The sequence below is a fragment of the Paraburkholderia dipogonis genome, from assembly GCF_046027395.1.
Taxonomy (GTDB): domain Bacteria; phylum Pseudomonadota; class Gammaproteobacteria; order Burkholderiales; family Burkholderiaceae; genus Paraburkholderia; species Paraburkholderia dipogonis_A.
In genome coordinates, this window is sequence record NZ_JAQQEG010000012.1 from 40,056 (window position 1) to 62,152 (window position 22,097).

The following is a 22,097-nucleotide window of genomic DNA, read 5'->3' on the forward strand; positions in this document are numbered from 1 at the left end:
ATCGAAAGCCACTACATGAGACGTAACGGGCCGCTTTCACTGTTGTCGATCAGAGGCAGCGCACGGGAGCCCGGCAGCTCGTAATGCCACCATTCGTTCCTGATGTGCGCGAAGCCCGCGGCGTGCATGATGCCGAGCAGCAACAGGCGGTTGCGCTGCACGTGCTCGGGCAGGCCCGGATGGAAGTGCTCGGATTCGATCGTCATGGCGTCGAAGCCCGTGCCCATGTCGAGTTCGTTGCCGCTGGCATCGAGCAGCGTCAGGTCGATCGCCGTGCCGCGGCTATGGTTCGAACCACGGCCAAGCTCAGCGATGTAGGTGGGATCGGGCAGGAAATCCCACAGCACCTGCTGCGCCTGGGGCGGACGGTAGGCGTCGAAAATCCGCAGCGTCAGGCCGGCGTCGCGGGCAATCTTGACTGCCCTCCGCAGACCGGCTTCGGCTGGTTCGAGCAGCAGGCAGTGGGCCTTCTTGTAGATGGGCTTGCCGGTCAGGTTACGCTCGGTGGCATAGACGAGGTCGATGTCGACGCCGTGTGAGGCGGCCGTGATTTCGATGAGTCGCGGTTCTGTCATGGAGGGCGCGGTGGAATATCCAATGAAAGAGAGTTCAGCGATCGAACCGGTTAAATTCGCCTGGCAGATTCGCAGCTATGGGCGTGTCAAAAGCCGGAGGATGCGCGGATCCTGCCGCACCTCAATGGCCATACTGATTTCAATGAGCGACGCATCCTTATGGGCGGGATTGAGAATGAAGTTAAAGGCAAAAGGCATCACGGCGCTGGGCACCTTGAGAAGGGCAGAAGTCGCATGCGCGAGCCACTCCGTCCCGGCCGCCTGGGTCCAAGCCTGGTCGTCGCGCCAATCGGGCGGGAAACCATCCTCATCCATTTCGGCGATCGTCATGCCGTCGTCGACTTCGACCTTCAGCAGTTGATAGGTGTCGGGGAGATCCGCGGTACCGCTGATTTCCTGATGCACGAGGGTTTCGAGAAGGGCGCCAGCAGGGTGCTCTGCCAGATAGACCACAGGTTGCCCTGCAAAATGCCATCTCCCAGGTGCACGAAGCCCGCCAATTCCTTTCAGATCGGCAAAGTTGCTGATTCTCCATAAGACCATCAGGCGAAGTATCCTTCGTCGATCTGGATCAATGCATCCTCAACCAGACGCGCCCCATGTTCAGTGCTAGCCATCTCAAGCGCACTGCGGCCTGTGAAGCGCTTCTGCGGGTTTCGCAGCCAGTGCATCGCTTTTGCAGTGTTTCCGAAGACCGCCGCCGCCTGCGCCAGGATGCGCGCCAGACGGATCGCCCGGTCGGATTCCTCCGTTGAGAGACGTTCGTGCTGCTGACGCCTGTGAGTCAGGGTGCGACGTGGGATGATGAATGCGAGTTCATCCGCCTTCAGTCCCTGAGCCGTCAAGCGGTCGATAACTTCAACGGCCACCCGTTCGCTTGCCAGCTCGGCGAGATCGGTCTCGTTGCGAATGCGCGCGTCAAGCAACTGCCCGAGCATTGTCAGTTCCGCCCGGCGCGGATTTTCGGCACCGGTAGGCACGAAGGCAATTGTGGTCATGGCAGCTCCGTTTCGGCAAAATGCTCACTCATTATAGGCATTCTGCCGAATTGCGGTTGGTCGATAGTGGCATCCGACTGATCTGGTCCGGCCACCGGGATGTTGTTGCCGTCGACATGCATAGTTTTATTCCCGCGCGTGGCCAATCGAAGTGTGGCAGGTAGGGCGTCGAGAACTGCGCTGTCAATGTAGCTCGCTTGCCGTTTGGCTCCGCTACGTGAGGCCTCTGACCAATACCTGCCTCGCCTGTGACGGCGTGATAGCTGCGCAATCCCGAAAACCTTCGCAATATTCAGCGGCGTTGATTCTAAATTGCAACTAACAGTCAGATTCATCTAAGCCCACTACCAAACCTGAAAAAGCTGCTTGCAAACACGACGGCAGGCTTCGAAAGTCATTTGCGGGTACTCGTTTAGCACCTAGCGATACGGGACGCCCGGCGACTCTGAGAGAACACTTCTGGTTGCCGCGCGGCGCGAACTGGACGAATACCCTCAGGACGTTTGAAAACGGTCGCGACCGGCTCACCGCCGTGGCACAGAGAAAGATACTGGCGCGGCCGAGCGACCCGCTGTGGCTGACCTAAGCGACTTCTTCATCCGATAGCCTGATGTGGGCTGAGAAGGCCGGCGTGTACCGACTCTACAATCGCCCCACGGATAAAAGCACGATCATTCGATGTCGAGGCCATTCTTGAATGTCCGCTTTCCGGCTAAGTTGAAATGTCCGGTTTTAAAGGGGGTGAGATTTGTCTTTTCATGGGTCACAGATCAAGCAGTGTTGAAGGACCGCCTTGAACGGGCAGGGCGTGTCAGTCCGTTCAGCCGGATCCTGCAGACCGACGGCCAGGTTTGCGTGTTTGGTTCGGCTGTCTGCGTTGTGCCAGTTCCGTGATCACGTCGTTGATGTCGTCCTGGGTGAATTCACGCTGCTTCTTCGTGCCCTGCGCGCGTTCCGTTGCCCGAACCGGTTGTCCCTGATTCGTGCGCGCAGGGGAGCCGGAGATGCGCCGGTTGTCGCGTTGCGCCTGGATTGCCTGCGCGACCTGCAGCACGTGACTCAGGCGTTTATGTTCAATGACTGCACCCTGATCAATCTCGGCCAGCCGGTCGTATTGCCGGCTCGGCAATACCCGACCATCGGCGCGGATCTCGATGCGTCCGTCCGGGTACTCCCACACGTCGATGTAGCGGTGGATCAGCTTCCGGTTCTCCGGCGTGTCCTCCAGCAGGTACATCACCCGGTCGTACTGCACCGTCAGCGACTTCGTCACGCGCCGCGTCTCGCGCCACGTCATCAGCAGGTCGAGATTCTCGTCAGCCCGCAGCGGCCGGTGCGCGTCGAAATCGCTTTTAGGCGGCTTTGCGAAGCGCACGTTATAGGCCGCGATGAAGGAGGGCGCATACGCATTGCCCTGCGCCACCGTACTGATGCCACGCAGCCTCAGCTCCTTCACCAGCCGGTCCTGCAGCGTCAGGTGGGCGCGCTCGACGCGGCCCTTGGCTGAACTGCTGTTCGCACAGAACGTGTCGATGTTCAGCTCGTACATCGCCCGGCCGAAATGTGTCACGCTGCTGCCGGTTTCATGGGCTTTGCCACTGCGAAACACGCTCGCCTTGTCGCTGTAGAACGCCACCGGCTTGCCGTGGCATTCGATGTACGCACGCGTCGCCTCGAAATAGCTGAAGGTCGATTCGCTCGCCGTGAAGTGCAGATGCATCAGCCGGCTGGTCGCATCGTCGACGTACACCAGCAGCGTGCAGGCTGGCGCCCGTTCCTCGAACCAGCGATGATCGCTGCCGTCGATCTGCACCAGTTCGCCCAGACACGCACGACGGGCCCGCGGCTGGTAGATCTTCGGCGGTCGCTGCCGGCGCGGCACCCATAGACCCGCATCCGTCATCAGCCGCCTGACCGTCTCCTTGGCGAGCCGGATGCCGTGGCACTCCCAGAGCTTCTCGCAGGCCAGCGTCGGCCCGAAATCGGCATAGCAATCACGGATGATCGAGAGCGCCCGATCGGCCTTCACAGAATCCAGACGGTTGTTGCTGGGCTTCGAGCACCGGCGCGATACCAGACCACCCGGACCGTGTTCGCGCAGTCGCGCAACGAGGCGCCGGATCTGTCGCGTGGTCAGCCTGAGCCGTTCCGCCGCCCGCCACGGCTTGAGCCTGCCGTCGGCAACATCCTGAATGACCTTGAACCTGTCCAGTTCGCGCATCGTCATCGTTATCCGTTCGGTCGCAGCCATCCATGCCTCCAGTGCCGGGGTACCGGCCGCTGGTCAGCATACGCACCGCGAAAGCGGACATTTGAACCTAGCTAGAAGCGGACATTACAACTTAGCCTCTACATTCGAAATGTTGATAAATTATGTTATGTCAAATCGAATAGGCAAGCTACCCCTCCTTTCAGCCTTCGTTGGTTTGCATAAAACTGTTCCCGCCTCTCGCAGAAATCTGTTTCTAGCCGCTGGACGTGAAACAAGCGCCGTGTGATACCGCGGACCCGGTCTCCCCCTATGCCGTGACCAATCTGAGGTTCTCCGAAAGAGCCAGCGTGTTTGCCGATGCCAAGATGACGACAGCGCTGCTCGACCGTCTCACATCCTTGTCACATTGAAGAAACAGGCGACGATAGCTATCGTTTCGGAAACAGCACACGCAACCAAAAAACGAGATAAAGAAGGCTAGGATACGCACCGAATAACCGCAAAGCTGGTCCAACGGGTGGGTCAGAATTCAATGCAAATCGTGGGTCAGGATTCCGTGCAAATCAACACCCTACGGTTCGAGCGGCCCTGACTCACCGATCGTAATGAAACTTGCCCAGTAGTAGGGATGGCTACGTTTCGGATCCTGAAGCATGGCCAGTTGCGCCGCGCGCAGCGCCGCCGATCGGCCCATTCCAGCCGACAGTCGACTGTAGTACAACGCGGCCGTCGCGCCGCTCGACCAGCGTGAGGAATAGCTGACGAGCCACCGATCGGCATTCGGGCGCAAGTGCGTCGAAGTTCTCTGACGCATGATTGTCGATTGCGAAAGCGAGCTTGGGGGTCGGCGCGATTTCCTGCGTGTCGCCTGCGTTCGAGTCCGCCCGGCGAGGCGGGGCGCACACCACCTCGAAGTCGCCCTCCTCGATTCGTTGACGGCCGTTCGCGTGGGCCCGATTCCACATCCGGAGCAGGGCGTGCTCCAGGATTGGCAACTCGTCCTCGCCGCCGAGTGTGTTGATGAGCTTGCTGACCAATACGGGATCGATCTCGCCGCCCGCGAGCGCCAACGGAGAAGCGATCACCGACTTGAGCTGTTCAGGGCCGAGCCGCGGAGTGAGATAGATCCCGCTGTTGATTGCCTCCGGCAAACCGAAAAACGCGACGCAGTTACCCAGAAAATCGGAGCGCATCGTCACCACGACGTAAATCGGGACGTCTTCCGATGCCGATCGCAGCAAAAGCTTGATAAAGGCCTCCGCCTCGTCGACGTTTTTTTGACGATAGCGAAAGATCTCTTCGAACTGGTCGACCACCAGCAGCAGCGCCTGTCCGGCGAAACGGTCCGACCTCTTGAAATAAAGCTCGGTCAAAGCGAGCGGACTCGACGCCAGCGTTGCACTCAGTGACGACACCGACATCGCGCGGTCGTCGTCGTCGACCCAGCGCTCGTCCTCGGTGAGCGCGAGAGCAAGATGAGCGAGCGGCGCGTTGCCCGGATTGATGACGCACACGTTCCAGTTGTGTCCGGCAGAGGCGAACGCTCCGCGGTGGAGTGCCGGGATAAGCCCGGCGCGCACCAGCGAAGACTTCCCAGTGCCTGACGCGCCAAGCACCGAAATGAAGCGCTGCCGGTTCTGCAGTTTGAGGAGCAGTTCGCGCACGTGTCCGTCACGGCCGAAGAACAGCGGCTCTGTTGCAAATAGAGTCGGCGAATCGGTTAGAGTTGTCGGAGAAAAACGAACTGATGACCCGCGATGAGCAAGCTGAAGAGTCTGGAGGAGTTGTTCGGTGGACGTCATTTTGATCGGGAGATCATCATTCTGTGCGTTCGCTGGTATCTGCGCTACAAGCTCAGCCTGCGCGATCTGGTCGAGATGATGGCCGAACGGGGATTATCGCTGGCCCACACGACGATCCTGCGCTGGGTGAGACGTTATACGCCCGAGTTCGTCAAACGCTGGAACCGCTTTGCTACGCCAGCCGGTCGCTCGTGGCGCGTCGACGAAACCTACATGAAGATTCGCGGCAAATGGGTCTACCTGTACCGGGCGGTGGATCGGGCTGGCCAGACTGTGGACTTCATGCTCAGGGCGAAGCGCGACGTGGCCGCGGCCAAAGCCTTTTTCAGCAAGGCTATCAGGCATCAGGGCCAGTCGCCGGAGACCATCACGCTCGATGGCTACGCTGCCTCGCACCGCGCGGTGCGCGAGATGAAAGCCGATGGTCTGCTGCCTGAAGACACGAAGGTCCGGTCCTCAAAATATCTGAACAACGTGATCGAACAGGATCATCACCACATCAAGTCCAGAACGAACGTGATGCTTGGATTCAAGCGGTTCAGGAGCGCCGCGACGACAATATCGGGTGTCGAATTGACGCATCGCATTCGCAAGGGCCAGTTCGATCTCACGGAGCTCAGCCTCAAGGAGGCCGCTGCGCCCGCCGTATGGAATGCGGTCCTGTCCACTCGATAAGTTATCCTGCCTATAGGCCACTTCTCAACCCGCTTTTCCTATTTGCACCAGAACCCCTTCGACGACCTGCCGCATCAGGTTGCCCGCAGCAGGCAGCTTGCCGGTCAGCAGCAGTTTGGTCGATACCACGAGGTCATCGAGCACGCCAAACACGAACGCCGCGACGAGCGCGGTGCGCCGCGTCATTGCTGCCGTGCACGCGCCGCGAGCAGGCGCACGATCGTGATCGGGCGGCTGCTGCCCGCGGTGGTCTCGAAGTCGAGCGCCTCGTCCACCGCGTCGACGAGCAATACCTGGGGCGCAGCTGGTGGGGTGATCGCGTTGAGCGGGCCAATGACCGCGCGCTCGAACGCACTCGCGGGATCCAGCTGCACGTCGTCGAGCCAGTGGCGCGCGTCCGGATCGGCTTCGACGGCCGACCTGTATTCCGGCAAGGAGGCAGCGAGTTGCGCGGCCACGCTGCGGACGAATGTTGCCGGATTGAACGTTTCTATCGTGTCGTGATGGCAGAAGTGGTGGGCCGCGACCTGAAGGCCGTGAACATTGTGCGTGAGTTCGGCCATGAAAGCCGACTTGCCGACGCCGAAGTCGGCGCAGACCAGCAGCGCCTGCGCGCCGTGATCGTCCTCGTACCATCCGCGCACCGCGTCGAACAGCCAGTCGCGTCCAATAAAGGCAGAGCGCTTTTCAGCAATGTAACCCGTGAAGTCCCAGGGTCGCGGCCACTGGAAGGACGCTGGCTGCGCCGCCGGATAGTGATGGTGGTGGTATTCGACAGACGCTGTGGCGCCAGGACCGTACGCCTGCGCGATGCCCTCGCCCTGAGCGGACTGCGACCCACTGTAGGGCTCACTCATCTTTCGCAGGGGATGGACCGTCGAAGGTCACGCTCGCGTTGCTGCCATCACTAGCCTGCGCGATGCCAGTGCCACGAGCGATCTGTACGTTGTGCTTTGCTCCGGGTATTGCCTTGATCTGGTCGAGGAGCGCCTGGGCGGCCGCGAGGAGTTCCGGGTCGCTCCCCGCGTTCACCGCTTGCAGTTCGTCTCCCACGGTTTGCCGGCGCCCCGCGGCGTCCGGCTTCTTCTCGAGTTTGTCGACTGCGTCTGCGACGTCACTGTCGCTGCCAAACTTTTTCTTCAGCAACGCCTTCAGGCCATCGTAGCCATCGACGAGGGCCTTTTTGGCAACATCGCCGGCCGCGCTGCTCGCCCCCGCCTCTACTGCGGCGATGATAGCCAAGGTCACAGGATCCATTTCTAGGTACCTCCGGGAATCGACGGTGAGCGCGATGCTCGGCAAACCCTGCATAGAAAACGGTACTGCCCTGGAATTCAGAATAGTTGAGCATTTCCGGTTTGGAGGCGTTTTTCGGCTTACCGCCGGGCTTATGGCCGGACCCGCCTCTATCCCGCAGCCGGAAGGGTTGCGAGTCATGCGTGCAGCTGGGCCGTTGTGGAGACAGGACGGGCGAAACCGGGTTTTCACAACAATTTCTGTTATTGCATTGCGAAAGAGCGTGCGGCGGCTCCTTCCGCAACATTTAGATCCGCCGGCCCCGGGCTGCCCCGTGTGCTACTTGGGAAAAGTTTCAGCGGTGTCAACCTTCAGGAAGTGAACGCGTCCGCTCGCGTCGCCTGCTGCGAGAACTCTTGCGCGTGTTGCGAAGGCAAGCGCCTGAACCTCGCCGTCAGCGACAAACCGTACCTCCGCCGTCCAGTGGCCGTCACGCACCCGCCAGACCCGGATCGTTCTGTCCGACGATCCCGACGTTAGCTGTCCGTCGGCCAGTACCGCGAGCGCGCCTATCGAGTGGGAGTGGCCCTGAAGCGTTGCTTCGCACGCGCCGTTCGCCGGCTTCCACAGCCTGATCGTTTCATCCCACGACCCCGACGCGAGCCGCCCGTCGGCCAGCAGCATGAGCGCGAACACCGGACCCGTGTGTCCTTCGAGCGTCGCCTCGCACACCCCACTCGTCAGGTTCCATAGCCTGACCGTGCGGTCCTGTGATCCCGATGCGAGCCGCCCGTCAGTCAGTACCGCAAGCGCAGTTACGTTTTCCGTATGTCCTTCGAGAGTCGCTTCGCACGCGCCACTCGTCAGATTCCACAGTCTGATCGTCGTGTCCGACGAGCTGGATGCGAGCCGGCCGTCGGCGAGCACCCCCAGTGCGGAAACTTCCCCCGTGTGTCCTTTGAGTGTCACCTCGCAAGTGCCGCTGGTCGGGTCCCACAGCCTGATCGTTGTATCCGCCGACCCTGACGCGAGCCGCCCGTCGGCTAACACCGCGAGACCATTTACCGCACTCGCGTGTCCTTCAAGCACTGCCTCGCAGACACCGCTTGCCAGGTTCCATAACCTGATCGTGCTGTCCCGCGATCCCGAAGCAAGCCTTCCGTCAGCTAGTACCACGAGTGCGGTTACCTCGGAGGCGTGCCCTTCGTGCCTCGCCTCGAACGCGCCGCTCGGCGGCTGCCACAGCCGGATCGTGGTGTCCGACGATGTTGACGCGAGTTGTCCGTTGGACAGCGCCACGAGTCGGGTTATCGAGCCCGAGTGTCCTTCGAGCGTCGCTTCGCACGCGCCGCTCGAAGGGTTCCACAGCATGATGGTGGTATCCCACGATCCTGACGCAAGTCGCCCATCGGTCAGCACCGCGAGCGCGGACACCAGGTCCGTGTGCCCCTCGAGCTGTGCCTCGCACATACCGCTGGCAGGATTCCACAGCCTGAGCGTCTTGTCCCCTGCCCCGGATGCAAGCCTCCCGTCGGTCAGCACCGCGAGTGAACGCACCGGGCCCAGGTGCCCTTTAAGTGTCGCCTCGCACGCGCCGGTGGTCGGATTCCACAGCCTGATCGTGCGGTCGTACGACCCCGACGCCAGTCGCCCGTCGGCCAGTTCCACGAGCGCGAATATGGGTCCGGTGTGCCCTGCGAGCGTCGCCTCGCACGCGCCGCTCACCGGGTCCCACAACCTGATCGTGGTGTCCGACGACCCTGACGCGAGCCGCCCGTCGGACAGCTCCACGACGGCGAATACATCAAATTTGTGTCCTATGAGCGTCATGTCGCACTCGCCGGTCGCCAGATTCCACAGGCTGATCGTGCAGTCAGAGGATCCCGCTGCGAGCCGCCCGTCGGGCAGCGGCGCTAGCGCATATACCATTACCATGTGTCTCTTCAGGGTCGCCTCACAAATGCCGCTTTCCGGGTTCCACAGCCTGACCGTTTCGTCCCCCGACGCGAGCCGCCCGTCGGACAGCACCGCAAGCGCGGATATCGTTCCTCTGCCTCCTTGGAGCGTACGTAGCAATGCTTCGACGGATCGCAAGCTGTCGGTCAGAGGCCGCCACCCCCCTTGGAGGGTGGGCAGCCCGGCCACCTGCGCGCACAGGTCCTGGATCTCGGGCTCGGCCTGAGACAGCAGGCGCCCCAGAATCTGTGAGGCAAGCAGGTCAGCCCCTGACCAGTCACAGTCGTCGTGTCCGAGCACGTGGGCGCTATGCCGAAGCGCTCGAACCAGCGCTGTGAGCGCGGGTGTCCCGTCGACCTCCGCGAAGTCAATCAGCAATGCATTGACCCCGCCTGCGCGCAAGCGGGCATTAAGCCAACGGAAGTCGAGCAACAACCTGCCGAATTGAACCTTGCGCTCCTGCGGGCTCAGGTACACGCCAAGATGCCGCGCCAGATACACCGATTCATGCGCGCGGCCTGCGGCAAGCTCGCGCCGCGCCCAATCGACAATGCGCAATTCGGCGTCTCCCGGCGCAATGGAAAACCTCCTTGCACGAGGAAAACCGTCTTCGTTTTCCTCACTAAGCCATTGCGCGAGAGACAGATGGTCGAAGGCGTAGCGCTTCGCGCGTACCTTGAGGAAGTCCTCGAGCCTCCCGAGCATTGTGGCGATCTGCGCCTCGCTGGTGCGCCGGATTGCCGCCAGTTCTGCCCGCGACAGCGGCTCACGCTGGACACAGAGCACCCCCAGCAGCGCGGCGACCGGCGCGTAGTCTTCGCGTTCCGGAAAGCGCCGCTCGAAAGCGTCGAGATAGAACCCGTCCATGCCGGGGGGCAGGTCATTGACGCGATCAAGGGGCAGCGTGCCTGACTCGACGTCGTTGAGGACCCTGACGGCGTAAAGGACTTTGCCGCCACTCAGCCCGGGCCCCGACAGCAACGCCGCGATCTCGCCGGCGCTCGTGTCGCCTTGTTTCAGCACACGCGCCAGTGGCTCACGCGCGCAACGAGCGGCCACGTAGCGGCGGATATCGTCGAGGTTGCGGGCATCCTCGCCGTCCAGCTTCTCGCACCGGAACGCGCTCTGGACCGACTGAAGGACTTCCTGAACCCGTCGGCTCGTGGCGAGAATTCGCAGCCATGTGGGCAGCCGTCGTGCACGGGCTGCGAGGAGGCGCACAATCGTCGCCGGACGGCTGCCGGCCGCGACGGACTCGAAGTCCAGCGCCTCGTCCAGTGCGTCGACGAGCAACACATAAGGCGCAGCTGGAGAGTCGATCACATTCAGAGGCCCGATGACCGCACGCTCGAATGCACTCGCCGGATCCAGTTGCACGTCGTCGAGCCAGCGGCGCGCGTCCGGATCGGCTTCGACGGCGGACCGGTAGGCCGGCAGGGAGGCGGCGAGTTGTGCCGCCACGCTTCGCACAAACGTCGCCGGATTGAGCGTTTCAATCGTGTCATGATGGCAGAAGTGGTACGCAACGATCGGAAGGCCGTGCGCATCGGACGTGAGCTCGGCCATGAAGGCCGACTTGCCGACGCCGAAGTCCGCGCATATCAGCAGCGCCTGTGCGGCGTGATCATCCTCGTACCATTTGCGAACTTCGTCGAACAGCCAGTCACGGCCGGTGAAGTCGTGGCGCTTTTCGTTGATGTAGCCGGAAAAATCCCAAGGCCGCGGCCAGTTCCAAGATACCGGCGGCGCCGCAGGATAGTGATGCTGGTGCTGATGGATTTCGACCGACGCCCTGGCGCCAGGACCGTACGCCTGCGCGATGCCCTCGCCCTGTGCGGACTGCCGCCCGTTGTCCCGATCAGTCATTTTTCGGAGGCGGTGGCGAACCGTGGAAAATGACGCTCGCGGGCCTGGCATCACTGGCCTGCGCGATGCCAGTGCCATGAGCGACCTGCACGTTGTGCTTTGCTCCTCGCATTGCCTTGATCTGGTCGAAGAGCGCCTGAGCCGGCGCGAGCAGTTCCGGGTCAGCGCCGGCTTTCACCGCCACGATTTCGTCTTCCACGGTTTGCCTGCGCCCTTTTGGGTCAGACTGCTTCTCGAGCCTGTCGACTGCGTCTGCGACGTCACTTTCGTTGCCAAACTTTTTCTTCAGCAACGCCTTCAATCCATCGTAGCAATCGACAAGCGTCTTTTTGGCGACATCCCCGGCCGCACGGTTCGCCCCTGCCTCTACTGCGGCGATGATAGCCGTGGTCACGGGATCCATTTTCTCAGTACCTCCGGGAATCGAGAGTGATGGGCAAACCCTGCATACAGAACGGCATGACCCGCACTTAATTCAGATTAATTGACCATTTCCGGTTCGAAGGTGTTATTTCAGTTTGACGCTGGTTGGTGACCGAACTCACATCTATCGCGCAGCCGGACGGGTTGTAGAACGTGCGTGCAATTCGGCCGTTGCGGGAACGTGGGGAGATCCATCACTATAGAACGTGAATACGCACGCGGTTGTCACGAATATTGGCAGGCCGCTATAGATTTTCAAAACCGGCTCGCTATGCAGATCACGGAAGAGGTCGAGGATGTCCAGTCCGAATAATTGGCGTGGCACCTTGAAGACCACAGCTTGGAGGTTGCGCGTTGATCCGGCAGCTCGGGGGCAAGCCTCGCAGTTGCTGAAAACGTTGCGCAATGTCCTGGGCCATCGCCCGCGTGGTTCCAGTCAAGAACAAGATAGCGACTCGGTCGTTGTTTGAAGGACCATTGCTTACAGTGGCCCAAAGATCAACGCTGCTTCGCGAATCGAATGGCCGATCGCTGGGGCGGAGCTGACGTTTGAGTGTCCGACCGACTCCATGCGTGAACGGCCGCTCGTGTTAAGCGTTGTTCGACGCCTGCCCATGTCTGCCGGCGCGTGAGCACACGACGACGCATGGGGGCAGGCGTTGGACAACGCTTAACAAAATCGGTCCTATGGCCACACCGGTCCTTCATGCATTTATTCGGACTCTTCAAGGGGGGCGCCAAGTAACCGTGTTTTGCGAAATCAGGGAAATCACGTAACCGTCCGACCGTGACCGTATAGACGCCCGATGAAGGCGACGCCATGCTTTGCCGGGGCACATATGTCACTGTGCCCATAAAGGAAATCATGGACACAGTGACTGAATTCACAGAAATCAAAGGCGCCCGCAAGTATCGCCGGCGTACCGTGGACGAGAAACGCCAGATCGTCGAAGAGACGTTATCCAGTGGACGTTCGGTGGCGGAGATTGCACGCAGTCACGAAGTGAACGCGAATCAGCTGTTCGACTGGCGCAAGCAGTATCTGGATGGACGACTTGGCGTGAACGGTCGCGAATGCGCCTTGCTGCCGGTCACCGTAAACGGGGTCAACGATAGCAGCGCCGCCGAAACGGTGGCATGTCCGCCTGCGGCAGCGGCGCCTGGCATAATCCGGATCCAGTTGCCACGAGGCGAGGTACACGTTGAAGGGAGCGTCGATCCCGACACGCTGCGCGTGGTGATCCAGTGCCTGAGCCGATGATTGGTCCGCTGGCAAACACGCGCATCTGGGTTGCCGCTGGATTCACGGATATGCGTTGTGGCTTCGACGGCCTTGCCGCGAAGGTACAGACCGTACTGGCGAAGGATCCATTCTTATGTGACGCGCAAGAATATGTGGCGGGAAATGCGATGAGCGTCGTTCCACGATCAGCGGATGCACTTTGGCGCCACATAACAATCATATCCGCTCAAGCAATCGCAGTACCGCGTCCTTCGGCTTGAAACGAGCGCCGGTGGCGGCGAAGATGCCGGCCTTATCCAGTCCGGCTCGCATCATCTCTACGTCAGCTTCGGCATATCGATGAGTTGTCGCGACCTGCGCATGCCCAAGCCACGCCTGAATTGTGAGCAGATCTACACCCGACTGCAATGACGTTGTCGGAGCAACTGTCAGTCGACCGTCGAGTTACTACCGCGTGACCGCAAATTCCGGGCGTACCCTACCTGCGCGAGCAAGCCCCATCATGTCACGCGCTTCGGCAGGCGTCGCCGGCTCGTATCCCATCTCCCGGACAAGGCGCACCACTCGCTCCGTCAACTGTACGTTCGTCGCCAGTTCACCCGGACCGTAGTAAAGGTTGTCTTCGAGTCCCACCCGGACGTGGCCGCCCAGCAGCAGCGAATTCATCGCCGAGGGCAACTGGGCGGGTCCAATACCGCTAACGCAAAAGATGCTGCCTTTGGGGAGCAGGTCTACCATTGACTGCAACACACGGGGCGTGTACGGCATGGCATTCTGAAAACCTTTATGTACCCCTAGCACGAGGTTGATGAAAAAAGGCTCTTCGTCGAAACCTGCCGCCGTCAAGGTCGCCACATCCTGAACGATATGCGTGGGACTGAAAACTTCCCACTCCGGTTTGATGCCGCGCTTTTTCATCTCCTGGGCCAGATACTTTGAGCGCTCCGGTGAGGTGTGCATCAGCAACTCCTTGCCGCCGAACGTCGCGATGATCGTCGTCGCATCGAGTGTGCACATCTCCGCGCCGGCGTCCATGCCTTTCAGGCGTTCTTCCCACAAGATTTCCCAGTATCCGTTCGGTGCCTCGCCGATCATGTCGCCATGCACACCACCACCCGTCGAATTGTTGATGACGATGTCGCATTTGTCGCGGATGCGGCGATTGATGTCGTGATAGATCGCCGCATCGCAGGTCGCGCCATCGTCTCGGCGGCGTGCATGCACGGCCGCCACGCTGGCGCCTTCGTTGTAGCAGTCGTAGACGTCCTGAGCGATCTCGTCGGGCTGCGTTGGCAGATGTGGATTTTGCGATTTGTGCGCCATGCCGCCGGTCGGGGCGATGGTTACGATCACCTTCTGCTTGCTCACGCTTATCTCCTTGTTTTTTTGGTTGTGGCAATAACGATTGCCTTCACGCTTCCGTGTAGTCGCACACAGCCCATTCGAAGTACGTTCGAAGTTCCGCCGCGAGCGCAACGTGGGCGGGGTGCTGCAAAAAACGCTGAACGGCCGCCCGATCGTCGAACGCCGATTCCAGAACGTAGTCCCAGCAGATGGGCCGGTCCAGTTCGTTTGCCGACAGTCGCCACGTCCGCGCAAAATCGATCTGTCCACTCAAGCCGCGCATCCGCTCGACCAGAGAAGCTTCGATTTCGCGTTGCGCTGCGATGTCCCGCAAGCGGCGGAACATCACGAGATGTCTGATCATCGTGCAGCTCTCAAGGACGCACGACATCGAGCAGCGCCATCTTGCCGCTCTCGAAGCGATACAGTGCAAGCTGCGGATCGGCGACATCGCCATTCGTGTCGAAGCGGATCGTACCAATCAGGCCCGCATAGTTCGTGGAGGGTAACTCGGCCAGTATCTTGCGATGATCGGTGGAGTTTGCACGCTTCATCGCATCGACGATCACCATCACCGCATCGTACGCATATGGCGCATAGATCAACACGGGGACGCCAAAGCGCTTCTGATAGGCATCGGAAAATGCCGCGCCCCGTGCCATCCGTGATGTCGGTTGTCCTGCAACCGAGCAGACGACGTTCTCTGCTGCCACACCTGCCAGTTTCGCCATCTCGTCGGAGCACAGACCATCGGCGCCAAGCACGCGCGCATTCACCTGCAACTGACGCGCCTGACTGGCGAACGGACCGCCGGTCGCATCGAAGCCGCCGTAGAACACCGCGTCCGGACGCTCGGCCTTGATTTTCGTCAGAATCGCCTTGAAGTCGACCGCCTTGTCAGTGGTTTTTTCGTGCGACAGCACTTCGCCGCCATTGGCGCGTACCGTCTTCTCGAACTGATCGGCAAGTCCCTGGCCGTATTGCGTCGCGTCGTCGACGACCACGAAGCGCTTCGCCTTCAGCGTGCGCATCGCGTAGTTCGCCAGCACCGGTGCCTGCAGCGCGTCGGTGGCGACCAACCGGTAAGTCGTGTTGTAGCCCTGCAGCGTGAACTGTGGATTGGTCGCGTTTGGCGAAATCTGCGCAATCTGCGCGTCGTGATAGATACGCGACGCGACAATAGAAACGCCTGAGTTGAGATGGCCGACCACGGCCACCACGCCATCGTCAACCAGGCGCTGTGCGACCTGGGTACCGAGCCGTGGATCGCCGCCATCGTCCTGCGCATCCAGTTCGAGGCGGATCTTCTTGCCATCGATCACAAGTCCGGCGCGGTTCACGTCCTCGACCGCGAGCCGCGCGCCGTTCTCGTTTTCCTTGCCGAAGTGCGCAATGGGACCGCTTGTCGGCGCCGCACTGCCGATCTTCACCACGGTCTCATCCTGCGCCGCGGCCAATGAGGCCACGCCGAGCAGGCATGCGGCCAATGAAACGTACCTGACTTTCATGCAATTCCTTTTCGGTAGAGCGCGAGCGCCGCAACGCTATTTGACGAGATACTTCGCAACGATCTCTTCGTTCGGCACCACGCCGATGCCGGGCTCTTCCGGCAAAAGCGCATAGCCGTCCACGATGCGGACCGGATTGCGCGCGAGACTGCTGGTCAACTCGCTCGGCTCGACGCAATACTCCATGACCAGTGCGTTCGGAATCGCACACAGGAAATGCAGCGACGCGGCACTGTTGAAGTCAGTCGTGAAATTGTGGTTACAGACCTTACGGCCCTTCACATGCGCGTACGCGGCGATCTGCATCGCCTGGGTCAGCCCCACGCGTGTGATGTCGATCTGCACGATGTCGACACCGCCTTCATCGATCAGCCGCTGATACTCGGATACGGTGCATTGCTGTTCGCCCGCCGCTATGTGCTGGCTGGTCGCGGCCGACACGCGGCCGTAGCCGACGTAGTCTTCCGGGCGCAGCGGTTCTTCAATCCAGAACAAACGGTACGGTTCGAATAGTTGTGCACGGCGGATCGCGGTCTTTGCGTCCCACGCCTGCCCCACGTCGAGCATGAAATCGTTGCGCTCGCCGATCGCACGGCGTACGCCTTCCACATAACGCAAGTCGGCGGCCTCGTCGAGGCCGAAGGGCGGCCAGCCAAATTTCACGCCTGTGTGCCCTTCGTCGATGGCACGCTTCGCGCGCTCGACCGTCTTTTCCACGGTTTCCTGAAAGAGGTTCGACGAATACACCCGCATGCGTTCTCGCAGCGCGCCGCCCAACAGGGTGACGACCGGCACGTTGAACGCCTTGCCCTTGATGTCCCACAGCGCGATGTCGACGCCGGCCATCGCCTGGATCACGGCGCCCGCCCGGCCGTAGTACAACGTTGACGCGTGCATCTTTTCCCACAGGCGCGTCGTATCAAGCGGGTCCTCGCCGATCAGCAACGCGCGCAGACCGATTACCTGACTATGCGACATCGGTGCCTCGATGATCGCCTTGACGACTGACGGACAACTGTCCACTTCGCCCCATCCGACGATGCCGGAATCGGTGGTGATCTTGATGAGCAATGCGTCTTGCGAGCTGTCGGGACGCGCGCTGATCTCGGGCAACGCGAGCCACAGCGCTTCGACGTTAGTGATTTTCATGATGAGGGTGTAAAAAAGAGAATGGACCTGACTCAGAACAGCGTACGGAGACCGAGCGTGGCGCCCGTTTGCGAAGCTCGTCCGCCGAAGCTGCCAACAGGGTTGTTGGGATCGGTCACCGACGCGCCGTTCAACACGTTGCGGTCGAGTTCGGCGTAAATGTCGGTCCGCTTGGACAGGCGGTAATCGATCAACGCGACGAGGGTCTTGATCTTGCCGCCCGCATCGCCCGCCACACCGGCGACGTTATCCAGCATCAGACTCGCACCGACGCTCAAGGCGGGCGTGACGCGGTAATTGGCGCCAATTTCCGCGTAGGAATCGCGCCGGCTTGCTGTTTGTTTGTTCACGCCCGCTGCCGTGTTGGCGTTCGAGAGAATGCTCGTGTTGGCCAACGCGGAACCCGAAGCCGTACCAACCGTGAAGCCGGCGTCGCGTTTCGAATAGATATAGAGCCCGTAAAGCGTGACCGGACCCAGCGAGTAGTTGGCGCCGCCGCCAAACACGTTGGCATGACGATCCGCCGCGTCGCTTGAGCGCTGCGCCACCGCGCCGACGGCAAGTCCGCTCCCGTTATAAGTGAGCGCGATGGCATCGGTCGAGCCCGCCTGAAAGTCGCCTGCCTGGCCGCCAAACGAGTGCTGCAGTTGCAGCCCGAACCCGGCACGCGAAAAGGAATACTTGGCCGAGTTGTCGAGGCGCACGCCGAAGAAGCGTGTTTCCCAAGCCTCTTGCAGGTAGTTCGGGAAGTTGAACGCATCGTAGTTCGAAAGCTGCCAGAACGGAATGCTGTAAATACGCCCCGCCTGGAGCATGCCGTAGGTCGGGTTGTCGATCCCCACCCATGCCTGCCGGCCGAACAATTGCCCTTGCTGATCGAACGCACCCGTGGTTGGAATGAAGCCGTCCTCCAGCACGAACCTGACTGCCGTGCCGTTGCCGATGTCCTCACTGCCCTTCAGGCCGAAGCGGCTCCCCATGAGCGCGCCCGAACCGAGTCCCCAAGTGGTCGCATTTTTACTCGTCGCCGCATTGGTCGTATAGCGCAGGCCGGTATCGATCGCGCCGTATAGCGTCACCGACGATTGCGCGCTTGCGGCTCCGCAAACAAGCATTCCCGTTGCCAAGGTAATGGTTTTGATTTTCATGTCTTCGCCTGCATAAATGGTTCGGATGTGTTTTTTAGTTTGGGCAATCGTTGACGTGCGTGATGCCGGTCGGATCGGCACGGAGAACCGGAGAGGCGACCGTTCTTTCGGCCGGCAGGGTAGCGGCCGGCGGGTACTTGCCGCATTGGGCACGGCAGGTGATTAACGCCACGAGGCTGACAAGCGCGCCGAACCCGACGTAGTAGGCAGGCGCGAGGTTATCGCCCGTCTTGCCAATCAGCCATGTCACGATGAACGGTGCGAAACCGCCGAAGATCGTCACTGCAAGGCTGTAGCTGACCGACAGACCGGTCGTCCGGGAGCGGGTTGGGAACAGGCGGCCCATCAACGCCGGCACCGGCGCGAAGTAAGCGGCGAGTCCAATGCCGAGCACGAACTGCATCGCGACGAGACGCATGACGCTGGGCGTCGCGTCGATATACACCAGCGCCGGATACATGCCGAGGCCAACGATGAGCGCGCCCGGCACCATGACACGCGCGGCGCCGATCCGATCCGACAGCGCCCCGAAATATGGCGACAGCACGAACTGCACGGTACCGGCTGCCATCACGGAGTAGTAAGCGAGCGACGGCGTGAGATGGAGCTGGCGAATCGCATAGGTCGGCATGTACAGCAGCAGCACGTAGGAGCCGATAGTCGACAGCACGATCAGGCCGGTTGCCGGCAAGAGTCCTGCGAGGCCGCGCCAACGTGACGGAGTTGCACTGGCGCAGACATCGGCGGTGATGAGCTTTTGCACCTCGGCGACAAACTGGGGCGTTTCGTCGACCTTGCGTCGAATGTAGAAGCCGACCGGGCCGATCAGCGCGCCGAAGAAAAACGGCACCCGCCAGCCCCACGACAGTTGTGCATCCGCGGGCAAGAGCGCCACCATCAGACCGAACAGAGCGGCCAGCAGCGCAGTCAACCCTTGGCTTGCCACCTGCCAACTCGCGTAGAAACCGCGTTCGCGCTCGGGCGTGTGTTCGAGCAGGAACGTGGTGGAACTGCCAAATTCGCCGCCCGCCGAGAAGCCCTGGATCACCCGCGAGATCACGATCAGCACGGGTGCCCACGGGCCAATCGACGCATACGTCGGCGCGAAACCGATGGTCAGCGTTCCGGCCGTCATCATCAGCATCGACAGCGACAGCGCTGCCTTGCGGCCAGCGCGGTCGGCGTACATGCCAAGCACGATGGCACCGATCGGCCGGACGAAAAACGACACGCCGAAGGTCGCCACAGTCATCAGCAGTGACGTGAATTCGTCTTTGGCGGGAAAGAAGATCTTCGAGATCGTGATCGCGAAGAAGCCGAACACGATGATGTCGAACCATTCGAGCGCGTTGCCGATCGTGGCAGAGATCACTGCTTTCCTTCGGCGCGCCGCCTGCATGTCGGCGTCGGGAATCAAAGCGTTCATTGTCGAAAGTCCCTTGGTCTTGAGGTCGGATGGCCCGCGTTCAAATGACGACGCGAACCGGTATGGGGAGAAAGTAAAAAGACAAAATAGTGACCGCGATGCGCTTTGCCCATTAGTCGATATTCGCGTGATGAATATCGGCGCGACGCTTTTATCTACGGGCGATTCGAGGCGCCTAGGGCAAACGCCAGGGAGCGCTGCGGCGTCGCGCCTGAACGTCGGCGGCACGAAGACAAAAAAAAGCTGCCCGTAGGCAGCTCGGCTTCGACACAACGGCAAACCGTGTCTCAGGAGGCGCTTGGATAGAGACCGCTTGCCGAGGCTCGCAAACGCGCCAGCGTCGCGAGTAGATCGAGCGTTGGCGTGAGCACGCCACGTTCTCGCGCGAATTGAAGAGGTTGCATCAGGATCGAATCGATTTCGAGCGGGCGGCCTGCTTCGAGGTCCTGAGACATGCTCGCTTTATGCAGCAGCCCGCGCGTCGGCGCGAGGTAGTAATCGGCATCGAGCGGTACCCTGCAGCCCATCGCGTGCGCGAGCGCGATGCCTTCGTTCACCGCTGCACGTAACAGCGTCTCTCCGCCCGGGTCGTCGCAAATTGCCGAGAGCGGCAGGTGCGTCAGCAGCGAGGCCGGTGAACCGGCCAGGTTGCCGATCAGTTTCGTCCATACGTCCATGCGGATGTCGTTCGATACGCGGCACGGCAAACCGCCCGCCTCAAGCGCCTGCGCGATCCGGATCTCCCGCGGTGACGGTTCGTTCGTCGCAAGCCTGCGCGCAGAAGGTTCGCCGATCACGACGTGCGGCTGCGCGCTTAATACCTCGATCACGCCTGGCGCGCTGATCGAACACGCCGTATAAGCGAGCCCGCCTATCGCACGCCTTGGCCCGACCGCGCGCCACAACGCACCATGCGGATCGACAAGCGGCAATTGCCTTTCGTTTGCATCGCCGTTGTGTTGGTGGAAATACCACCATGGCACGCCGTTCGCAACGAACACCACCGTCGTGTCGGGTCCGAGCAGCGGCGTGATGCCCGCAGCCACCGCCGGCAAAGCGGTGGTCTTCACCGCAACGATCACCACATCTTGCGGGCCAAGCTGTTCGGCCCGATCGCTCGCCGTGGGCGTGCAATACAGCTCGCCGTCCGGCAGATTGACCCGCAACCCATCACGCCGAAGTGCCTCGAGATGGCCGCCGCGCGCAATCACCGACACCTGCGCGCCGCCGTACGCGAAGCGCGCCGCCAGATGGCCGCCGACCGCTCCCGCGCCAAATACACAAACCCTCATGCCCGGATCTCCGTCGACAACCATGGCGCGAGACGCACGTGGTCGCGAGTCACCTCGCTGCAGGCCCGCACGCCACACAACGCCATCGCCTGGTCCAGTTCTTCGCGCAATATCGAGAGCGCGCGATCGACGCCGGCTTCGCCGGCGGTTGCGAGCGCGTACACAGCGGCCCGTCCAATCTGTACCGCGCTCGCACCCAGCGCAAGTGCCTTCAGGACATCGCTGCCGCTGCGAACGCCACTGTCGACAAGGACCGACATCTGCCCGCCGACCACATCGACAATCTCCGGCAGGATGTCCAGCGCGGCGATGGCCCCGTCTAGTTGGCGACCGCCGTGATTCGATACCACCAGTCCGTCGACGCCTGCAGCCAGCGCCCGGCTAGCCTGCCGGGGATCAGCCAGTCCCTTGATGACAAGCGCATGCGGCCAGCGGGCCCGCAGACGCTCGACCGTGTGCCAGTCCAGACGCGGGCTGATCGCCGACAGATTGCGCTCGGACACCGTTGCGGCCGGACGGCTCGCCGCGGCCTCCTCCCACATCACGGGCTTCGGTGCCCCGTTGCGCAACATATCGAACATCCAGCGCGGATGCAGCGCCACGTCGAGCACCTTGGCAGGCGTCCAGCGCAACGGCATGGAAAAGCCGTTACGCACGTCGCGCAGCCGCCGGCCGGGCACCGCTGTATCGACGGTCACCTGCAACACGTCGTAGCCTTCGCTGTCGATCTGGTCGAGCCACTTGTCCAGCAGACGTTCATCCGGCGGCACATAGAGCTGGAACCACTTGCGCCCCCCAGCCGCGCGCATGACCTCGCCGCTCGGTATGCTGGTTCCGTTGCTCAGCACGAACGGGATACCGTGCCGGGCCGCGGCGCGCGCCAACGCGATTTCGCCATCCGGCCAGAACGCCGACGCGAGGCCAATCGGTCCGATGACGACCGGCATTGCCTGCTGGCAACCGAACAGGCCAATGCGTGGCGTGCGCACTGAGACATCGACAGGCCCCGATGGAACAAGCCGGACCCGCTCGAAGGCCGCACGGTTCTCGCGCACCGTGCTCTCGCCACCCGCGCCGCCCTCGATGAAGTCGAATACCATGCGCGGCAGCGCGCTACGCGCGGACTCGTGGAAATCCTCGATGCTATGGATGCGCGCGAGCCGGCGCGAGGACGTCGCAAGGGACACTGGCTTTTGCGGTTCACTCGTGATGTGGGCCGACGCCGGGCCGGGCGCAACCGCACT

22 protein-coding genes and 1 pseudogene are annotated in these 22,097 nt (G+C 61.6%); 4 read left to right on the forward strand and 19 right to left on the reverse strand.

The genetic code is table 11. The features are described 5' to 3' along the window. Window positions 1–11 precede the first annotated feature (11 nt). The 4 genes from ddpX to PQR32_RS13980 all read right to left on the reverse strand — a co-directional run bounded on the left by ddpX (window position 12) and on the right by PQR32_RS13980 (window position 3,824). Window positions 12–575: a D-alanyl-D-alanine dipeptidase gene (gene ddpX / locus PQR32_RS13965; RefSeq protein ID WP_408227348.1), complete on the reverse strand. Its 564-nt coding sequence runs from the start codon at window positions 573–575 to the stop codon at window positions 12–14. 75 nt (window positions 576–650) lie between these two features. Then, complete coding sequence (locus PQR32_RS13970; protein ID WP_408227752.1) at window positions 651–1,121, reverse strand: RES family NAD+ phosphorylase; 471 nt, start codon at window positions 1,119–1,121, stop codon at window positions 651–653. After that, complete coding sequence (locus PQR32_RS13975) at window positions 1,118–1,573, reverse strand: Xre family toxin-antitoxin system antitoxin (RefSeq protein ID WP_408227351.1); 456 nt, start codon at window positions 1,571–1,573, stop codon at window positions 1,118–1,120. The genes PQR32_RS13970 and PQR32_RS13975 overlap by 4 nt, the downstream gene beginning before the upstream one ends. Before the next feature lie 820 nt (window positions 1,574–2,393). Further along, window positions 2,394–3,824 (reverse strand): ISNCY family transposase, encoded by a 1,431-nt coding sequence (locus tag PQR32_RS13980; protein ID WP_408227354.1) that lies wholly within the window; start codon window positions 3,822–3,824, stop codon window positions 2,394–2,396. A 278-nt stretch (window positions 3,825–4,102) separates the two neighbouring features. On the opposite strand from PQR32_RS13980, the pseudogene PQR32_RS13985 reads away from it, so the two are divergent. Then, window positions 4,103–4,256 (forward strand): annotated as a pseudogene (locus PQR32_RS13985) (ATP-binding protein); the annotation flags it as partial. A 100-nt stretch (window positions 4,257–4,356) separates the two neighbouring features. Here the strand turns inward: PQR32_RS13985 and PQR32_RS13990 are convergent. Together PQR32_RS13990 and PQR32_RS13995 are read right to left on the reverse strand one after the other, a co-directional pair. Next, window positions 4,357–4,461: a CHAT domain-containing protein gene (locus PQR32_RS13990; protein ID WP_408227755.1), complete on the reverse strand. Its 105-nt coding sequence runs from the start codon at window positions 4,459–4,461 to the stop codon at window positions 4,357–4,359. Further along, window positions 4,418–5,587, reverse strand: a complete 1,170-nt coding sequence (locus tag PQR32_RS13995; protein ID WP_408227357.1) for an nSTAND1 domain-containing NTPase — start codon at window positions 5,585–5,587, stop codon at window positions 4,418–4,420. The genes PQR32_RS13990 and PQR32_RS13995 overlap by 44 nt, the downstream gene beginning before the upstream one ends. Here PQR32_RS13995 and PQR32_RS14000 point away from each other — a divergent pair. Next, a complete protein-coding gene (locus tag PQR32_RS14000; protein WP_459252005.1) occupies window positions 5,543–6,262 on the forward strand; it encodes an IS6 family transposase in 720 nt (239 codons plus the stop codon). The genes PQR32_RS13995 and PQR32_RS14000 overlap by 45 nt on opposite strands. A gap of 24 nt (window positions 6,263–6,286) precedes the next feature. Here the strand turns inward: PQR32_RS14000 and PQR32_RS14005 are convergent, their stop codons facing one another. The 5 genes from PQR32_RS14005 to PQR32_RS14025 all read right to left on the reverse strand — a co-directional run bounded on the left by PQR32_RS14005 (window position 6,287) and on the right by PQR32_RS14025 (window position 11,723). Continuing rightward, window positions 6,287–6,448, reverse strand: coding sequence for a hypothetical protein (locus PQR32_RS14005; protein WP_408227360.1), 162 nt, complete (start codon window positions 6,446–6,448; stop codon window positions 6,287–6,289). Continuing rightward, window positions 6,445–7,119 (reverse strand): ATP-binding protein, encoded by a 675-nt coding sequence (locus PQR32_RS14010; RefSeq protein WP_408227363.1) that lies wholly within the window; start codon window positions 7,117–7,119, stop codon window positions 6,445–6,447. The genes PQR32_RS14005 and PQR32_RS14010 overlap by 4 nt, the downstream gene beginning before the upstream one ends. Continuing rightward, window positions 7,112–7,519, reverse strand: a complete 408-nt coding sequence (locus PQR32_RS14015) for a Het-E N-terminal domain-containing protein (protein ID WP_408227366.1) — start codon at window positions 7,517–7,519, stop codon at window positions 7,112–7,114. The genes PQR32_RS14010 and PQR32_RS14015 overlap by 8 nt, the downstream gene beginning before the upstream one ends. Before the next feature lie 318 nt (window positions 7,520–7,837). Beyond that, window positions 7,838–11,320: a P-loop domain-containing protein gene (locus tag PQR32_RS14020; RefSeq protein WP_408227368.1), complete on the reverse strand. Its 3,483-nt coding sequence runs from the start codon at window positions 11,318–11,320 to the stop codon at window positions 7,838–7,840. Continuing rightward, window positions 11,313–11,723, reverse strand: a complete 411-nt coding sequence (locus PQR32_RS14025; protein ID WP_408227371.1) for a Het-E N-terminal domain-containing protein — start codon at window positions 11,721–11,723, stop codon at window positions 11,313–11,315. The genes PQR32_RS14020 and PQR32_RS14025 overlap by 8 nt, the downstream gene beginning before the upstream one ends. 840 nt (window positions 11,724–12,563) lie before the next feature. Between PQR32_RS14025 and tnpA the strand changes: the two genes are divergently transcribed. Further along, entirely contained in the window at window positions 12,564–13,004 is a 441-nt protein-coding gene (gene tnpA / locus PQR32_RS14030) for an IS66-like element accessory protein TnpA (RefSeq protein WP_408227374.1), read from the forward strand. Further along, a complete protein-coding gene (gene tnpB / locus PQR32_RS14035) occupies window positions 13,001–13,246 on the forward strand; it encodes an IS66 family insertion sequence element accessory protein TnpB (protein WP_408227761.1) in 246 nt (81 codons plus the stop codon). Before tnpA ends, tnpB begins: the two co-directional genes overlap by 4 nt. Window positions 13,247–13,433: 187 nt before the next feature. On the opposite strand, the gene PQR32_RS14040 is transcribed toward tnpB, so the two are convergent. The 8 genes from PQR32_RS14040 to PQR32_RS14075 form a co-directional block, all read right to left on the reverse strand. Then, complete coding sequence (locus PQR32_RS14040; protein ID WP_408227377.1) at window positions 13,434–14,354, reverse strand: beta-keto acid cleavage family enzyme; 921 nt, start codon at window positions 14,352–14,354, stop codon at window positions 13,434–13,436. 43 nt (window positions 14,355–14,397) lie between these two features. Beyond that, window positions 14,398–14,694 carry a Dabb family protein gene (locus PQR32_RS14045; protein ID WP_408227380.1) on the reverse strand — a complete coding sequence of 99 codons (297 nt, stop codon included), beginning with the start codon at window positions 14,692–14,694 and terminating at the stop codon, window positions 14,398–14,400. A gap of 10 nt (window positions 14,695–14,704) precedes the next feature. Further along, a complete protein-coding gene (locus tag PQR32_RS14050) occupies window positions 14,705–15,838 on the reverse strand; it encodes a branched-chain amino acid ABC transporter substrate-binding protein (protein ID WP_408227383.1) in 1,134 nt (377 codons plus the stop codon). Between the two features lie 36 nt (window positions 15,839–15,874). Further along, window positions 15,875–16,987, reverse strand: coding sequence for a mandelate racemase/muconate lactonizing enzyme family protein (locus PQR32_RS14055; protein ID WP_408227386.1), 1,113 nt, complete (start codon window positions 16,985–16,987; stop codon window positions 15,875–15,877). Window positions 16,988–17,019: 32 nt separating this feature from the next. Next, a complete protein-coding gene (locus PQR32_RS14060; protein WP_408227389.1) occupies window positions 17,020–18,135 on the reverse strand; it encodes a porin in 1,116 nt (371 codons plus the stop codon). Window positions 18,136–18,169: 34 nt separating this feature from the next. Continuing rightward, window positions 18,170–19,561: an MFS transporter gene (locus PQR32_RS14065; RefSeq protein ID WP_408227392.1), complete on the reverse strand. Its 1,392-nt coding sequence runs from the start codon at window positions 19,559–19,561 to the stop codon at window positions 18,170–18,172. A gap of 287 nt (window positions 19,562–19,848) precedes the next feature. After that, window positions 19,849–20,853 (reverse strand): ketopantoate reductase family protein, encoded by a 1,005-nt coding sequence (locus tag PQR32_RS14070; RefSeq protein WP_408227395.1) that lies wholly within the window; start codon window positions 20,851–20,853, stop codon window positions 19,849–19,851. Next, complete coding sequence (locus PQR32_RS14075) at window positions 20,850–22,040, reverse strand: alpha-hydroxy acid oxidase (RefSeq protein ID WP_408227398.1); 1,191 nt, start codon at window positions 22,038–22,040, stop codon at window positions 20,850–20,852. Before PQR32_RS14075 ends, PQR32_RS14070 begins: the two co-directional genes overlap by 4 nt. Between the last annotated feature and the right edge of the window lie 57 nt (window positions 22,041–22,097).

Bases quoted from the DNA above. Each gene is read 5' to 3' on its own strand.
- PQR32_RS14045 (WP_408227380.1), bottom strand. From the start codon at position 14,694: ATGATCAGACATCTCGTGATGTTCCGCCGCTTGCGGGACATCGCAGCG.
- PQR32_RS13980 (WP_408227354.1), bottom strand. From the start codon at position 3,824: ATGGCTGCGACCGAACGGATAACGATGACGATGCGCGAACTGGACAGG.
- PQR32_RS14070 (WP_408227395.1), bottom strand. From the start codon at position 20,853: ATGAGGGTTTGTGTATTTGGCGCGGGAGCGGTCGGCGGCCATCTGGCG.
- PQR32_RS13995 (WP_408227357.1), bottom strand. From the start codon at position 5,587: ATGACGTCCACCGAACAACTCCTCCAGACTCTTCAGCTTGCTCATCGC.
- PQR32_RS13975 (WP_408227351.1), bottom strand. From the start codon at position 1,573: ATGACCACAATTGCCTTCGTGCCTACCGGTGCCGAAAATCCGCGCCGG.
- PQR32_RS14055 (WP_408227386.1), bottom strand. From the start codon at position 16,987: ATGAAAATCACTAACGTCGAAGCGCTGTGGCTCGCGTTGCCCGAGATC.
- PQR32_RS14000 (WP_459252005.1), top strand. From the start codon at position 5,543: ATGAGCAAGCTGAAGAGTCTGGAGGAGTTGTTCGGTGGACGTCATTTT.
- PQR32_RS14065 (WP_408227392.1), bottom strand. From the start codon at position 19,561: ATGAACGCTTTGATTCCCGACGCCGACATGCAGGCGGCGCGCCGAAGG.
- PQR32_RS14015 (WP_408227366.1), bottom strand. From the start codon at position 7,519: ATGGATCCTGTGACCTTGGCTATCATCGCCGCAGTAGAGGCGGGGGCG.
- PQR32_RS14060 (WP_408227389.1), bottom strand. From the start codon at position 18,135: ATGAAAATCAAAACCATTACCTTGGCAACGGGAATGCTTGTTTGCGGA.
- PQR32_RS14025 (WP_408227371.1), bottom strand. From the start codon at position 11,723: ATGGATCCCGTGACCACGGCTATCATCGCCGCAGTAGAGGCAGGGGCG.
- ddpX (WP_408227348.1), bottom strand. From the start codon at position 575: ATGACAGAACCGCGACTCATCGAAATCACGGCCGCCTCACACGGCGTC.
- PQR32_RS14005 (WP_408227360.1), bottom strand. From the start codon at position 6,448: ATGACGCGGCGCACCGCGCTCGTCGCGGCGTTCGTGTTTGGCGTGCTC.
- tnpA (WP_408227374.1), top strand. From the start codon at position 12,564: ATGCTTTGCCGGGGCACATATGTCACTGTGCCCATAAAGGAAATCATG.
- tnpB (WP_408227761.1), top strand. From the start codon at position 13,001: ATGATTGGTCCGCTGGCAAACACGCGCATCTGGGTTGCCGCTGGATTC.
- PQR32_RS14020 (WP_408227368.1), bottom strand. From the start codon at position 11,320: ATGACTGATCGGGACAACGGGCGGCAGTCCGCACAGGGCGAGGGCATC.
- PQR32_RS14010 (WP_408227363.1), bottom strand. From the start codon at position 7,119: ATGAGTGAGCCCTACAGTGGGTCGCAGTCCGCTCAGGGCGAGGGCATC.
- PQR32_RS14050 (WP_408227383.1), bottom strand. From the start codon at position 15,838: ATGAAAGTCAGGTACGTTTCATTGGCCGCATGCCTGCTCGGCGTGGCC.